This window comes from Gordonia sesuvii (assembly GCF_036350415.1).
Classification (GTDB): Bacteria; Actinomycetota; Actinomycetes; order Mycobacteriales; family Mycobacteriaceae; genus Gordonia; species Gordonia sesuvii.
Window position 1 is genome coordinate 1,245,396 of record NZ_JAZDUF010000001.1, and the last position, 14,952, is coordinate 1,260,347.

Here is a 14,952-nt window from a genome sequence, read left to right on the forward strand (position 1 = left end):
GTCGGCGCGGATCACCGCGCAGCGGCGGCGACCGCCTCGTCGAACAGCGCGCCGAAGGCGGCGTCGCTCATCGGTGGTTCCGGTGCGGGCGGTGGTTCGGCGACGGGCGGGGCATCGCCGGACACGGTCAACTGCACGGTCACCGCGCCCGACTCCCTGCCGAGGTCGGCGTATCCGGCGAACCCGACCTGGTTGGTGGCCGATCCGTCGGGCAGTGTCGTGGTGACGTCGGAACGCAACAGCACGGACTGTCGCAGAGCCGACAGTTGCTGCGCTCCCGGCGGGATCGGAAGTCGGGTGTGCCGGGTGACGATGCGCGCGCCCTGCAGTGTTCCGGCGCGGATGATCGTCGTGGTGACGGCGCACCGGCCCGTCGACGCGCCGATGTCCGCGGCGATGTCGCGCGGTGCCGTGGTGACGAGTTCGACGAGAGACGCCGACGCTGCGCGAGCCGCGAGGATCGCGGAGTTGACGTCGTCGAGCCGGGGATTCAAATCGGCGTCGGCGGTGGGTCGACAGAACGGCGGCTGCACTTCGGCGTCGGCCGCCGACTCGATCCGGGCACCGTTGCCCTCGACCAGTTCGGACACCGACAGCTGCGCGGGGTCGAACCCGGGAGGCAGATCGGCCGGGGCGAGCAACAAGTCGGCCGGGACCGCGGATTCCGTGGCGGGGGCCGTCGGGTCGACGTCGGTCTGGCAGCCGGCGATCGTCGCCGACACGAGCAGAGCCGCGAGCACCGGCACTCCCCGCCGACGCAGCCCCAGCACTCGCACGCGGTCACCGTACCCTGAACATGCAGGCAGGTGGATCGGCAGGAGGTTGCCATGACCAAGACCTACGTCGGTTCGCGACTGCGGCAACTGCGCTCCGAGCGCGGGCTGTCCCAGGTCGCGCTGGCCCAGACCCTGTCCATCTCGCCGTCATACCTCAACCAGATCGAGCACGACGCGCGCCCACTGACCGTTCCCGTCCTGTCCAAGATCACCGAGGTATTCGGGATCGACGAAGAGTTCTTCGACACCCAGGACAACGTCCGCCTGGTCGCGGAACTGCGGGAGGTGATGCTCGACGACGACGTCGAGGCGGCGGCGTCGGCCACCGAAGCCCATCAGATCAGTTCGCTGGTGGCCGCACATCCCGAGTTCGCCCGGGCGATGGTGAATCTGCATCAGCGCTACCGGATCGCCACCGATCAACTCGCCGCCGCCACCGACGAGCGTGGTGATCGGAGTATGCGCGGCGCCATCACCGCGCCGCACGAGGAGGTGCGCGACTACTTCTACCAGCGGCGCAACTACATTCACGAGCTCGACGTCGCAGCGGAGGAGATGACGGTCCGGATGCGGATGCACTCGGCCGACATCCGCCGTGAGGTCGCCAACCGTCTGGAAACCGTTCACGGTGTGAACATCGTCCGCCGAGTCGATCTCGGCGACTACACCTTGCATCGGTTCGACCCCGAGTCGCGCCGCCTCGAGTTCTCCGCCGCCCTGTCGGCCGGGCAGCGCACGATGAAGCTGGCCGCCGAGCTCGGCTACCTCGAGTACGGCGACCTGCTGGACCGGCTCGTCGATGACGGCAACTTCACCAGCGAGGAGGCCCGGTCGCTCGCACTGTTGGGCCTGGCCAACTACTTCGCCGCCGCTGTCATCCTGCCGTACAACCAGTTCCACGGCGCGGCAGAGGATTTCCGCTACGACATCGAACGGCTGTCGGCGTTCTACTCGGTGTCCTACGAGACGATCTGCCATCGGCTGTCCACCCTGCAGCGCCCGAACCTGCGCGGTATCCCGTGGACGTTTGTCCGCGTGGACCGAGCCGGGAACATGTCGAAAAGGCAGTCCGCCACCGGATTTCATTTCTCGTCCAGTGGCGGCACGTGTCCGCTGTGGAACGTGTACGAGACGTTCGCCTCCCCCGGCAAGATCCTCACCCAGATCGCGGAGATGCCCGACGGGCGCGACTACTTCTGGGTGGCGCGTACCGTCGAGCGACGCGCAGCGCGTTACAACCAGCCGGGCAAGACATTTGCCATCGGGCTCGGGTGCGAACTCCGTCATGCCGGGCGGGTGATCTACTCCGACGGCCTGGAGATCGGGCCGCAGGCCCGCATCACCCCGATCGGCGCCGGATGCCGGGTGTGCGAACGGCAGAACTGTCCGCAGCGCGCCTTCCCCGCCCTCGGCGCGAGCCTGCAGATCGACGAGCACCGGAGCACGGTGTCGCCGTACATGACCAGCTGAGCACGCTACGGCCGGACCCTTCGTGACGGTCCTCCGCGGGGATCGGGTGGCCGCCCCATCCGGCCCCTGAGGAGCGCGCGAGGAACGAGCGCGCGTCACGAAGGGTCTCGATCCAGCAACGGTTGCGCAGTGGGTCGCGTGTCCCAGACATCTGTACCACATGCCGTCGTACGCTCTCGAAGTGCGGAGATCATCGGGGATCTCCTCACCCAGAGGGAGCACGCGATGTGGCGGTGTCACTCGAAACCGTTGTCGGGAAATGTGTTTCGCCCCGCTGCAGCGGTCGCATTGACCCTGATCAGTCTGATCGCCGTTGGTGCCGCACCCGGCAACGCCGAACCACCCAACATGATGGCGATACCGCCCGAGGTGCCGGCCGGCATCGACGCGATACTGCCTGACGCCCCCTTTCCCCGATTGGACCGAATACCCGCACGTGCTCGTGCAGAGGGTTTTTCGCACCGAATCCAGGAACTCCGCGAGGCGGCACTACCGTCGCCGACCGGCGACGCCATGTTCGATCACTGGCCGAAAGACCTCGCATCACTCCCGCCCGGCCGGATCATCGCGACCCGTGACATCACCGCCACCGCGGCACCGGTGGTGACCACGCCGATCCGCTCGGCGCACCTGCTGAAGTTCCGGAGCACCGACGCGATGGGGACGCCGTCATACGGCACCGCGACCGTCCTCGTCCCTCGGGCCACGCGCCGCACGGGAGTCCTCGTCAACAACCTGCCCATCGACTCCCTGGGTACCGCGTGCACTCCGGGATACGCTCTGGCACATGGCTTCTCCATCGCCACGAATCCGACCGACCTGATTCCGCCGACCACTCAGATCGCGTTGGCTCGCGGCTACACGGTCCTGATCCCCGACCATCAGGGGCCGCGAATGGCCTACGCCGAGCCGATCGTGGCCGGGCATGTCGTGCTCGACGCCATCCGCGCGATCACCGAGCTGGACCGCGACACATTCGCCGATGCGCCGATCGCGATGACGGGATACTCCGGCGGGGCGATCGCGACGGGTGGGGCGGCGCGGCTGGTCACCACCTATGCACCGGAGCTCGCCCGACGAGTGGTCGGCGCCGCGCTGGGTGGCGTTCCCGCCGACTTCCGGATGCTCGTGGGCAGCATGAACGCCAATCTCGCGACCGGGATCTTCCATGCGGCGACCTTCGGTATCGCGCGCGAGCGCACCGAGATTCTCACCATGGCAAACGATCTCGCACGGTGGATGGGGACCTCGCCGCTGAAGAACATCTGCACCATCCCGGCCGCCCTGGCCGGTCAGACGTTCTGGCCGATGCAATTGTTCGCCAACGACCCGGACCCATTCCATTCTCCGGTGGCACAACGCATCTTCCGAATCACCGCGATGAGCGACCGACGCTCGGCGGTGCCGTTGTACTTCTATCACGGGACGCACGAGTGGTGGATTCCCGCAGACGGGGCGCGCCGATTGTTCCGGGCACAGTGCGCACTGGGCGCGCGAGCGGTGTATCGGGAGGTGTTCGGCGAACACGTCTCCGCCGCCGTTCTCGGATACCCGGAAGCACTCGACTGGTTGGACGACCGCCTCAGCGGAGCCCCGGCCCGAACCGAATGCCGCTGACCGACGCGCGCCGTGCGACCGTTCGTCAAAACGGATCATTACCTGTGAGTCAGGTCCACCGGGTATCGCGAATGTAAGTCACGCCACTTACAATCCTTCGAGGATTGTTTGAGAGAGCGAAAATCGGTCATCCGTCCCAGTCGGTCGGTGCGACCCGTTTCGCGTGCAGTAAGAGGTGGACGATGCCGGCACGGCGATCAAGAACTGTGACAACGATGGTCCGAGCCATGGTGGTCGTGTCGATCACGATCGCCGCCGCGGCCAGCGGAGTCGGCAATGCAGTCGGCGAACCCGTCAACCTGATGCCGTTCCCCGACCGCCTGCACACCGGGATCGACTCCATGATCCCGGCGCCCGACATTCCCCGACTCGACTCCATCCCGGCCCGCTCCGTCGTCCCCGGCGCCAGCCGGGAACTGCAGGAACTCCGCGAGGCGATCATGCCGTCCCCGTCCGGGGATCCGTTCTTCGACGTGTGGCCGCGCGGCCTGGAGCAGCGCCGACCGGGCGACATCCTCCGGTCCCGCGACGTCGCGTCGGTGGCGTCCGAGGTCCTCGAGGTGCAGGTCGGGTACGCGCGACAGATCAAGTTCGCGACGCGGGATGCCAAGGACCGGCCACTGTTCGCGACCGCGACCCTCTTCGTGCCGCCGACGAAGTGGAAAGGCCCCGGCGCCCGGCCGGTGATGGTGAACAACCCGCCGATCGTCGCGCTGGGCACACGCTGCACCACCGGCTACACGCTCGCGCACGGCAAGACCGACGACACCAACAACACCGACCTCCGGCCGCCGACCACCCAAGACTCGCTGGCGAAGGGCTACGCGGTCATCGTCCCCGATCACACCGGGGCCCGGATGGCCTACGCCGAACCGTATGTGGCCGCCCACGTCGTCCTCGATTCGATTCGGGCCGCCGAGAACTTCGACCCGCGCAACTTCGCGAAGGGTCCGGTCGCGATGCTCGGATACTCGGGCGGTGCGATCGCCACCAACGCCACCGCCAAGCTTGCTTCGTCCTACGCACCCGACGTCGCAGATCGCTTCGTCGGCGCGGCGATCGGCGGGGTTCCGGCCGACTACCGCGCGCTCGCCGGCGCCATGAATGCCAATCTGGCGACAGGAGTCTTCCATTCGGCGATCCTCGGCATCGCCCGGGAACGGCCGGAACTGCTGCCGTTGGCGAACAATGTGGCGCAGTGGCTGGCCACCATCGACTTCTTCAAGAACCTCTGCACCGGGAAAATGGGCTACATGGGATTCTCGTTCGTCCCCACCCAGGTGCTGTCGAACGTCCCCGATCCCTACCAGTCACCCGTCGCCGAGGAGATCTTCGACATCACCTCGATGAAGGACATGCCGGCGGCGATGCCGGTCTTCATCTATCACGGGGCCCAGGAGTGGTGGATTCCCGCGAGCCAGGCCCGTGCCCTGCACGCCGAGCAGTGCCGGCTCGGTGTCAACTCGACCTACCGCGAGTACCCGGGCGAACACATGATCACCGTCTTCACCGCGTTCGAAGACGCGATGGGTTGGATCGAGCAGCGACTCACCGGGAATGTGCCGCAGAGCGGATGTGGGGGATAACTGCTGGTCGATGGGTGCCCTTCGTGACGCCCTCCGCAAGCTCCGGGCTCCTCAGGGACCAGGGGGTGACGCCACCGCTCAGTAGACGAGAACCCGCACGTTCTCCGCGACGCAGGCCGGCTTCTCGACACCCTCGATCTCGATGGTGTTCTTGACGACCATGTTGACGCCAGCGGGGGTCTCGTCGACCGACGTGATGACGGCATTGGAGCGGACACGCGACCCGACCTTCACCGGGTTGGGGAAACGCACTTTGTTGGCGCCGTAGTTGATGACCAGCTTCGGCCCCTCGACGGTGAAGATGCCACCGGCCAGGACCGGGAGGAGCGAGAGCGTCAGATAGCCGTGCGCGATGGTCGCGCCGAACGGACCGTCCTTGGCACGCTCGGGGTCGACGTGGATCCACTGGTGGTCGCCGGTGGCCTCTGCGAAGGCGTTGACGCGTTCTTGATCGATCTCCATCCACTCGCCAGAGCCGAGGTCCTCCCCGATCGCGGACTTGAGTTCATCGACACTGGTGAACGTTCGCTGTGTGGTGCTCGTCATAGTCTCGGTAGTCTACCGTGGCCCCATGGGCACTCCTCGCGTCGCTCCCGGCGGCTTCGGCGATCTCGGTCCGATCAACTGGCTGTTCGCGCGGGGCGCGGCTCGCGCCATCGGCGTCGACGAGGCCCGCATCTTCTCCACGCTGGGCCGCGCGAAGGGACTGTTCCGCGGTTGGTTGCACTTCGGTGCGCGGCTGATGCCGTTCGGGTCGTTGTCGCGCAAGGACTCCGAGATGATCATCATCCGCGTCGCGCATCTGCGCGGGTGTGACTACGAGCTGGATCATCACCGTCGACTCGGCGCGCGGGCCGGACTGACGGAGCAGGAGATCGGCAGAGTGTTCGAGGGGCCGGATGCCGGGTGGGGCGACCGGCAGCGCTGGCTGCTCACGGCCACCGATGAGCTCGTCACCGGCAAGGACATCGCCGACGACACCTGGGCCGCCCTGCGCCGCCATCTCGACGACGCCAGGCTCGTCGCGTTCGTCCTATTGGTCGGCCAGTACGACATGCTCGCGACGACGATCTCGACCTTGCGGGTGCAGCGCGACACCAGGGTCTGACGCGAGACCGACACGACTTCCGGGGGGATGATGGCCGACTCTTTCGTGCAGCGGGTCATGCACAACGCGGTGTTCTCGCAGGTCTATGAGCATATCTGGCGACCGACGTTCACGCGGCTGTTCAGCCTGGGCGGTACCGGTACCGCCGATTTCGACCGAGCCCTGACTGCGTATCTGACCCGCCCGGGAGACCGACTCGTGCTCGACGTCGCCTGCGGGCCAGGCAATTACACTCGGCGTATCGCCGATGGGCTGACCGGCGACGGTCGTTGCGTCGGCGTCGACTATTCGCCGCCCATGCTGCGGCAGGCCGCCCAAACCAATCGGACGGACCGCACCATGTACATCCGTGCGGACGGGCATGCGCTTCCCTTCGCGGACAACACCTTCGACACGGTCACCTGTCTGGCCGCGCTGTATCTTATTCCCGATGCACTCCCTGTCGTCGACGAGCTCGTGCGGGTGACGCGTCCCGGCGGTGAGGTGGTGATCTTCACGTCGGTTCGAACTGGCCTCACCTCGTTTCCGGGGGCCGTCGCGACGGTCGGGTCAACCGGTTATCGCATCTTCGACAGACACGAGATCGTCGATCGACTTCGCGCGGCCGGCGCCGACCACATCGAACAGACCATCACCGGCCAGGGCCAGTACGTTCTGGGGACAAAATTCCCCTGACGCCATCGGCCGACAGAATCCCACGGAGTGTTTCAGAACTCCCGATAGTCGCGGACGGTCATCCGCGGGCCGTGCCGCTCCGGCCGGACGCCGTGCCGTGCGACCATCCGGATGACCCGCTGCCGTTGTCCCGCATAGGGTTCGAGTAGCTCGAGCATGCCGTTGTCGTCGACCGGCTCCCCGATCAAGGTGAGTCCCACCAGTTTCGGGATGTGATAGTCGCCGACGTTGACGACGTCGGGGTCGCCGACCGCGCGAGACCGCGCCTCAGCCTCGGTCCATCGCCCTACCCCACGCAGCACCGTCAGACGGTCGTGATGACGCTCGACGTCCATCGCGGTCGCACCCCGGATGGTGCGCATCCGCACCGGTTCGATGCCGCTGCGATGCCACTCCCAACTCGGAATCCGGGCCCACTCACGCTGGGGCGGCGGTACCCGCATGGTGTCGGGAACGGGCCCCGGCGCGGGCTCACCGAACTTGCGCACCAGGTATCGCCAGGCGCGAAATGCTTCGGCGCCCACCACTTTCTGCTCGAGGATCGCCGGGACCAGCGCTTCCCAGACCCGGTCGGTTCGGCCGAGACGCAGGCCGTCAGAGCGGCGCACCAGTTCGGCGACGACGTCGTCGCGCGGCACCAACTCCTGCGGATTGTCTTGTGCACCAAGAAAGTCGGGCATCTGCCCGAGCAACCAGTCGGCACCCGGCCCCCATGCCCTGCCGGTGATCGTCGTCCCGTCAGAGCGGATCGTCAGCGTGCCGGGCCCGTCCGGCGTGTGGACAGCCCGCCACACCGATCCGTCACGGCCGTAGGTGAACGTCGGGTCGCCGGAGCCCCGGCGGTGCAGGCCGACGGTGGCGCGGATGTCGAGCACGAACCCGGGTGACCACGTGCGGGTGACCTCACCCACCGATCGCACCCAGCACAGCGGCCGAGACCACCCCACCCAACGCACCCAGCACGGCGGTCGAGAGAACCCCACCCAACGCACCCAGCACGGCGGTCGAGAGAACCCCACCCAACGCACCCGGCACGGCGGTCGAGAGAACCCGGATTTTCGTCGAGAGAACCCAGCCCACCCACCAAACGGATACTGTCGGCAGAATTCTGGGTTCTCTCGGCGAAAATCCGGGTTCTCTCGACATAAAGAAGGCCCGAAACGACCTACAGGTTGATCATGTGCCCGATCGCGCCGTGGAACGTCTCCTGCATCGCCTCCGACATCGTCGGGTGGGTGTGCACGTTGCGGGCGAGTTCCTTGGCGGTGAGATCCCACTTGTGGGCCAGCGTCATCTCCGGGAGCATCTCGGAGACGTTGTCGCCCACCAGGTGTCCACCGAGCAGCTCGTCGGTGTCGGCATTGGTCAGCAACTTGGCGAAGCCCGCGGTCTCCCCGAGTCCCTGCGCCTTGCCGTTCGCGCTGAACGGGAAGTTGGTCGCCTTGACGTTGTAGCCCTCGTCCTTGGCCTGCGCCTCGGTGAGCCCGAACGACGCGACCTGCGGCTGGCAGAAGGTGGCGCGCGGCATGAACCGGTAGTCGCCAAGAGTCATGGTCTCCGCGCCTGCCATCACCTCGGCGGCCACCACGCCCTGCGCCTCCGCGACGTGCGCGAGCATCAGCTTGGCTGTGACATCACCGATGGCGTAGATGCCGTCGACGTTGGTGCGCATGAAGTCGTCGATCGCGATGGCGCCGCGGTCGGTCAGCTCGACGCCGGTGTTCTCGAGACCGAAGCCCTCGACGCGCGGGGCGAAACCGACGGACATGAGGACCTTGTCGACGGTGATCTCACCGTCTTTGTCCTTGGCGTCCTTGTAGCTGACGGTGACACTGTTGCCCTCGTCCTTCACCGACTGGACCTTGGTGGAGGTGAGGATCTTGACGCCGAGCTTCTTGTACTCCTTGGCGATGACCTTCGACGCGTCGGCGTCCTCGTTGGGCAGCACACGGTCGAGGAACTCGATGATGGTGACGTCGACGCCGTAGTTGGCGAGGACGTAGCCGAACTCCATGCCGATGGCGCCGGCGCCGACGATGACGATCGATTCCGGCAGCTCACGGGTGAGGATCTGGTCTTCGTAGGTGACGACGTTGTCGGAGAGTTCGACGCCGGGCAGCAGCTTGACGGTGGACCCGGTGTTGATGATGACGTTGTCGAAGGTGATCTCACGGTCGCCGACGGTGATGGTCTTGGCGTCCTTGAAGGTGCCGTAACCGTCGATCTCGGTGATCTTGTTCTTCTTCATCAGGAAGTGGACGCCCTTGACGATCCCCTCCGACACCTTGCGGCTGCGGTCGAACGCCGTGCCGAAATCGAAGGAGACCTCACCCGACATCCCGAAGGTCTTGGCCTGGTGGTTGAAGATGTGCGCCAGCTCGGCATTTCGGAGTAGCGCCTTGGACGGGATGCATCCAACGTTGAGACACACGCCGCCCCAGTACTTCTCCTCGATGACGGCGGTCTTCATGCCCAGCTGGGCGGACCGGATCGCGGCCACGTACCCACCAGGACCTGCACCTAGTACTACTGTTTGAAAGTGTTCAGCCACGCCTGCCAGCCTACGTCGGGCCGTGTCTTCGCCGCACGGCGTCCCCGTACTCATAGGTAACTTCTTCGCCGGTTCCGGCATTCCGGCAACTGTCACGCCGGTCGGCTCGGCTCCCGCGAGTCGTCGACGGTCCGCGTCACCCGGCACCGCCAACGTCACCGAAATCGACCCGCGCCATCCGCGGGATGCTCCCGTCGCTCCGATTCAATCAGTGATTGAAACAGTGATTGATCTGTGCTTGCATCGACCCATGCCCGCATCGACGCGCAGCGCGACGACCCGCACCGCCCTGCTGACCGCAGCCGAATCCCTCCTGCTGACCGAGGGGTACGAGCAGGTTTCCGTCCGCGCGATCTGCGCTGCGGCCGGAGCCAATCCGGCGGCCGTGCACTATCACTTCGGCTCCAAGGACGCGCTGGTGGTGGCACTCCTCGAGGACCGGATGGGGCCGCATTGGGCCGATCTGCTCGACAGGTTCGATGCCACGTCCGCGGAGGTGACCGACCTCGTCGACCTGATCCTGGAGCCGTTCGCGACCATTCAGTCCGAGCCGGTCGGCCACCTGCACCTGCGCCTGCTGGCCAGGTTCGTCTCCACCCACCCGGACGCGGAGTGGACGAGGCCGTGGTTCCGACTCGATCGGTGGTCGCAGATGCTCGCGCAGATCGTCGACGACCTCGACGCCGACGATGCGCGCCGCCGGTGGGGCCTGACCTTCGGCCTGATCCTGGACCAGTTCGCCGGTGACTCGCCGCTGTCATCGACTGCCACCGCCGCGCTGCGCGACTTCGTGGTCGCCGGCCTGTCGGCACCGGCTCGTACCGCCCCGGCACCCGAGGAGTCCCGATGATCAGTCCAGACCCGTTCACCCCGGCCCGCCTCGGCCCGCTCACGCTGCGCAATCGGCTCATCAAGTGCGCCACGTTCGAGGGCGCGACCCCCGACGCCCTGGTCACCGACGACCTCGTGGAGTTCCACCGCGAGGTGGCCGCGGGTGGTGTCGCGATGAGCACGGTCGCCTACTGTGCCGTCGCACCGGAGGGGCGCACCGACCGAAATCAGATCTGGCTGCGCGAGGAGGCGATGCCGGGTCTGCGGCAACTGACCGACGCCATCCACGCCGAGGGTGCGCTCGCGGCAGCGCAACTCGGTCATGCGGGCCCGGTCGCCAACTCGGTGTCGAACCGGAAGAAAGCCTTGGGGCCGTCACGTATACCGGCGCCGATGGGGATGTCGGTCACGCACAAGCTCGACGCCGACGACATCGCGGCAATGGTGGCGACTTTCCGGCGGGCCGCGCGGATCGCCGTCGACTGTGGATTCGACGGCCTCGAGATCCACTGCGGCCACAACTATCTGATCAGTTGCTTTCTGACGCCGCTGCTGAATCATCGTCGGGACGGCTACGGCGGATCTCTGGTGAACCGGGCCCGCTTCGCCCGCGAGATCCTCGCTGCCGTTCGCGACGAAGTCGGCGACGAGGCCGCGATCTGGGTGAAACTCAACATGTATGACGGCGTCGGACGACCCGGGCCGGGCCACGGGAGCAGGTTCGGCGGCTTCAACATCGACGAAGCCTGCGCCGTCGCGCAGTTACTCGAATCCGATGGCCACATCGACGCGATCGAACCGACCGCCGGCTCTTCCCTGCTCAACCCGATGTACCTGTTCCACGGCGAGCCACCCCGTGAAGAGTTCGCAGATGCGTTCCGTGGCGCGATGCGCACCGGTCTCAAGGTGGCGGCGCCGTTCTTCCTGAAGCACTACGAGTATCACGACGCCTACCTGCTGCCCCTCGCGCGTCAACTGCGCGCGGCGGTACGACTGCCGTTGATTCTCCTCGGTGGGATCACCGATCGCACGTCGATGGACAAGGCTCTCGCAGAAGGCTTCGACTTCGTCGCGATGGGCCGCGCCCTGCTCCGCGAACCCGATCTCCCGCTTCGCATCCGGGCGGATCCGACGACGACGTCGCGGTGTGTGCACTGCAACCTGTGCATGCCGACCATCTACTCGCACACCCGCTGTCCGATCCGCGAGGGCGAGGTGCCCGACCCGTTGGCGCTGGTCTAGCGATCCGAAACCTGCGGCGACGACGGAAACCACGTGGTCGACGTCGGAACGTACTGCCGGAAGATCAACCGGAATGTTCCCGCCGGGGCGGGGAGCCAGTTCGGGAGCAGTCTCGGGTCGTCGGGTGGCCTGGATGACAGCACGATGTCCACCGAACCGTCCGGGTTCCGCGTCAGCGCGGACGCCTCCGGGCCGAGCGAGTACCGCCCGATCAGGTTGGGTACCAGGAAGTTCGCGTCGTCGTACATCGTCACCGACCACCATCCGCCGTCGCCGGGGTCAACCGGGACCAGCGGGCGACGTGCCGGGAGGTGCAGGCGATAGGACCGCGAGCCGTCGAGCCGTGCACCGCTGCCGTCGGTGGCGGCAAGGAAGTACCGCGACTCGGCCTCCACGTTGGCGCCCAGACCCCAACGAGCTACCGCCGCGCGGGTGGCGTAGTCGGTGCCGTAGTGGCCCGCCGTCGCCAGACTGCTCCAGGAATCCCGTCGGGCGAGATTGCCGGCGACGGCCGCTTGGATCTTCCGTTCACCCAACGGGATCGCCCTATCAAGGAGGTTCGCGGTGGGTCCCCGGCTCGGGGTCGACCCGGGTGTCACGCCGACTGCCGCCAAGCCGGCCACCGCGGAGGCGTCACGCGCCGGCGGCGGGTTGGCGACCAGCACGTCGGCGAGTTCGTCGAAGAAGACCGGGCCGTCGACGGCCAGGTTCTGCGGGGACCGTCCAGTGCACGCGGGCGTGCGTAGACGCGGCGGCACGACCGCCGGATAACCTTGTCGCGGACCGACGGTGAGCCCGATACCCGCCTGAACCTGTTGCGCGATCGGGAACCCGCCGCCGGCGATCAGGATCCGTCCGAGCAGCCACACGTCCCAGGTCGTCGACTGCATCCGTTGTGAACCGGCCGGGATCTGCCCGGTGTAACCGGGCGGGACGACGGTGACCGATGCCGGGCCGGGACCGGTGGTCCTGGTGCCGACGTTACCGATGACGTCGGTGTACATGTCGAGCAGCTGCAGCACCAGATAGCGGCCACCGGTGTTCGGATAGCTCAGCGTCACCGGCCCGTCACGCAGGTCGAGAAAGGCTGTCGTGTACAGGGTGTCGGAGTTGGGTGCCACCACAACGCGAATGAGGGGGTTCGCCGCGATCGGGACGTTGATCAGCTGGTTGGGCGCCGGCCGCAGCGGCCCACGCGGGCAGAGCAACTGCGACCGGGTACGCACCATGGCCACCGGTGCCGCGCCGTAGACATATGCATTCGAGGCGCTCTGGATCGTCGCAGTCGCAGGCGACGCGGAGACCCGCGTCGGGGCGAGACCTGCGCAGGTCACTGCCATCAGCGCGGCGAGTGCCGCGATCGCGGCCCGACGTCGACGGTTCGTCATTCGCGCGTGAACACCCCGTCACTGCAGTCGTCGTCGTAGTACTCGATGGTCATCGAGTCGCCCGCGAATGTCACCGTCGAGATCGATCCCGCCTCCGCGTTCTCGTCACGCATCGTAAAGGTGAACGTGTCGGCGTCCCAATGGCTGAGTTCGTGCGTCGTCACGCCGTCGGGCCCGAGGGCGAGTATGAGTTTGTCTCCGTCTTCGCGCACCTCGGCGGGGCCGTACACGTCGTTGCGGTAGGTCCCGACGTATGACGGGAGTGGCTGTGGCGCAGTGGGATCAGCCGGCGGCTGCTCGCCGACGACGGAACCGCTGGGCTCGCCCTCCGACGCGAAGAACTCGCCGTAGAGGTCCCGCCAGTCCTGCCGGATCTCGCCGAACTGGACGAGGTCGGCGAACTCCGCGGTGAGCGCCTCGACCGCGCCGACCGGGGCGGCGTTGCTGAGTGCGACGATCGCCACGTCCGCCGACGGTATCGCCACGAAGTTGGTCGCAGCGCCCAAGCCGAACGCACCGGAGTGGCTGTACTGGGTTCGCCCGGCTTCGGTGACCGTGGAGTTGAACCCGTAGCCGTAGAAACCGGCGCGGGCATCGGTCGAGGTGGATGGTGCGGAGATGATCTCGGGGGTGACCGCAGGGATCAGCGCCTCGCCGTCGACGATCTGCTCGCCGTCGTACTCGCCGTCGGCCAACAGCATCGACAGCCAGCGGGCGAGATCGTTCACCGACGACGAGACGCCCCCTGCGGGCGATTGCGCATCAGGGTCGCGTTGCGCCGGGGTGGGCACCCATTCGTCGTCGACCTTGACGTGTCCGACGACGCGGTCGGGTTCGGCCTCGAAGTCACGGAATCGTGAACTCGTGCGATCCATGCCGAGCGGATCGTAGATGGCGTTCTCCGACAGCGTTTCCCAGTCCTCGCCCGCCTTGCGCGAAGCGGATTCAGCGGCGGCGGTGAGACCGAAGTTGGTGTAGTTGTAGGAGATTCGGAACGGATCGAGCGGCACGTAGCGGAGCCGTTCGATGACGTCTGCGCGGTCGTAGCCCATGTCCTCCAGTTTGTCGCCGGCGTGCTCGGGCAGCCCGGACCGGTGGGCGTACATGTCGCCGATGGTGACGTTCTGGGTCACGTAGAGATCGGACAGGGCAAAGCCCGGCAGGTTGTCGGCGACCGGTGTACTCCACTCGACCACGTCGTCGGTGACCAGCTTGGCGATGACCGTGGCGCCGATCGGCTTCGACACCGAGGCGAGGGGAAAGACGGTGTCGGCACCCACCTCGCGGCCGGTACCCACCTCGGCGACGCCGAAGCCCTTCGCGTACACGGACCGGCCGGAGTGCACCACCGCCACCGACATCCCGGGTATCCCGGTCGAGTCCATCAATGTATCGACGAGGCCGTCGAGTCGGCCGAGCGCGATGTTCAGACCATCGTCGGGCAGTGGCAGTGCGACGGCGGCGGCGGGATCGGCCGGTTCCGCGGCTTCCGATGCCGACGGCGCCGGGGACGACGACATCTCGGAGTCCGTGGCCACCGTCGCACAACCCGCTGCCAGGGCAGCGACCACACCGAGTGCGCAGACGGTCGTCATGGCACGCGCACCCGCGGCCCACCGAGTTCGGACGACCATCAGTCGTACCCGCTTCCTCACCAGAGCGTGCCGATCTGTCGACACGGCGACGTTCGACCCGCGCCAAGCCTATC

General features: G+C 67.0%; 14 protein-coding genes. 7 read left to right on the forward strand and 7 right to left on the reverse strand.

Going from position 1 to position 14,952, the window contains the following annotated elements; all coding sequences use genetic code 11:
* Nucleotides 1-11 precede the first annotated feature (11 nt).
* Nucleotides 12-776, reverse strand: a complete 765-nt coding sequence (locus VZC37_RS05755) for a hypothetical protein (protein ID WP_330431440.1) — start codon at nucleotides 774-776, stop codon at nucleotides 12-14.
* A 51-nt stretch (nucleotides 777-827) separates the two neighbouring features.
* On the opposite strand from VZC37_RS05755, the gene ramB reads away from it, so the two are divergent.
* The 3 genes from ramB to VZC37_RS05770 all read left to right on the forward strand — a co-directional run bounded on the left by ramB (nucleotide 828) and on the right by VZC37_RS05770 (nucleotide 5,449).
* Nucleotides 828-2,246, forward strand: coding sequence for an acetate metabolism transcriptional regulator RamB (ramB, locus tag VZC37_RS05760; RefSeq protein ID WP_330431441.1), 1,419 nt, complete (start codon nucleotides 828-830; stop codon nucleotides 2,244-2,246).
* A gap of 225 nt (nucleotides 2,247-2,471) precedes the next feature.
* A complete protein-coding gene (locus VZC37_RS05765) occupies nucleotides 2,472-3,863 on the forward strand; it encodes a lipase family protein (protein WP_431309325.1) in 1,392 nt (463 codons plus the stop codon).
* Between the two features lie 215 nt (nucleotides 3,864-4,078).
* A complete protein-coding gene (locus tag VZC37_RS05770) occupies nucleotides 4,079-5,449 on the forward strand; it encodes a lipase family protein (protein ID WP_330431443.1) in 1,371 nt (456 codons plus the stop codon).
* Between the two features lie 78 nt (nucleotides 5,450-5,527).
* On the opposite strand, the gene VZC37_RS05775 is transcribed toward VZC37_RS05770, so the two are convergent.
* Nucleotides 5,528-5,995: a MaoC family dehydratase gene (locus tag VZC37_RS05775; protein ID WP_330431444.1), complete on the reverse strand. Its 468-nt coding sequence runs from the start codon at nucleotides 5,993-5,995 to the stop codon at nucleotides 5,528-5,530.
* Between the two features lie 25 nt (nucleotides 5,996-6,020).
* Between VZC37_RS05775 and VZC37_RS05780 the strand changes: the two genes are divergently transcribed.
* Together VZC37_RS05780 and VZC37_RS05785 are read left to right on the forward strand one after the other, a co-directional pair.
* Complete coding sequence (locus VZC37_RS05780; protein WP_330431445.1) at nucleotides 6,021-6,557, forward strand: carboxymuconolactone decarboxylase family protein; 537 nt, start codon at nucleotides 6,021-6,023, stop codon at nucleotides 6,555-6,557.
* A gap of 27 nt (nucleotides 6,558-6,584) precedes the next feature.
* Nucleotides 6,585-7,232, forward strand: coding sequence for a class I SAM-dependent methyltransferase (locus VZC37_RS05785; RefSeq protein WP_330431446.1), 648 nt, complete (start codon nucleotides 6,585-6,587; stop codon nucleotides 7,230-7,232).
* 32 nt (nucleotides 7,233-7,264) lie between these two features.
* Here VZC37_RS05785 and VZC37_RS05790 read toward each other — a convergent pair whose 3' ends face one another.
* The 3 genes from VZC37_RS05790 to lpdA form a co-directional block, all read right to left on the reverse strand.
* Nucleotides 7,265-8,143 (reverse strand): DNA-3-methyladenine glycosylase family protein, encoded by an 879-nt coding sequence (locus tag VZC37_RS05790; protein ID WP_330431447.1) that lies wholly within the window; start codon nucleotides 8,141-8,143, stop codon nucleotides 7,265-7,267.
* A complete protein-coding gene (locus VZC37_RS05795) occupies nucleotides 8,136-8,312 on the reverse strand; it encodes a hypothetical protein (protein WP_330431448.1) in 177 nt (58 codons plus the stop codon). Before VZC37_RS05795 ends, VZC37_RS05790 begins: the two co-directional genes overlap by 8 nt.
* Before the next feature lie 85 nt (nucleotides 8,313-8,397).
* Nucleotides 8,398-9,783 (reverse strand): dihydrolipoyl dehydrogenase, encoded by a 1,386-nt coding sequence (gene lpdA / locus VZC37_RS05800; RefSeq protein ID WP_330431449.1) that lies wholly within the window; start codon nucleotides 9,781-9,783, stop codon nucleotides 8,398-8,400.
* A 250-nt stretch (nucleotides 9,784-10,033) separates the two neighbouring features.
* Here lpdA and VZC37_RS05805 point away from each other — a divergent pair, with 250 nt between their 5' ends.
* Both VZC37_RS05805 and VZC37_RS05810 read left to right on the forward strand, forming a co-directional pair.
* Complete coding sequence (locus VZC37_RS05805) at nucleotides 10,034-10,633, forward strand: TetR/AcrR family transcriptional regulator (RefSeq protein WP_330431450.1); 600 nt, start codon at nucleotides 10,034-10,036, stop codon at nucleotides 10,631-10,633.
* Complete coding sequence (locus VZC37_RS05810; RefSeq protein ID WP_330431451.1) at nucleotides 10,630-11,856, forward strand: NADH:flavin oxidoreductase; 1,227 nt, start codon at nucleotides 10,630-10,632, stop codon at nucleotides 11,854-11,856. The genes VZC37_RS05805 and VZC37_RS05810 overlap by 4 nt, the downstream gene beginning before the upstream one ends.
* Here VZC37_RS05810 and VZC37_RS05815 read toward each other — a convergent pair.
* Together VZC37_RS05815 and VZC37_RS05820 are read right to left on the reverse strand one after the other, a co-directional pair.
* Nucleotides 11,853-13,244, reverse strand: coding sequence for a DUF1254 domain-containing protein (locus VZC37_RS05815; RefSeq protein WP_330431452.1), 1,392 nt, complete (start codon nucleotides 13,242-13,244; stop codon nucleotides 11,853-11,855). The two genes, VZC37_RS05810 and VZC37_RS05815, sit on opposite strands and share 4 nt — an antisense overlap.
* A complete protein-coding gene (locus VZC37_RS05820) occupies nucleotides 13,241-14,839 on the reverse strand; it encodes a serine hydrolase (RefSeq protein ID WP_330431453.1) in 1,599 nt (532 codons plus the stop codon). Before VZC37_RS05820 ends, VZC37_RS05815 begins: the two co-directional genes overlap by 4 nt.
* Nucleotides 14,840-14,952: the final 113 nt, after the last annotated feature.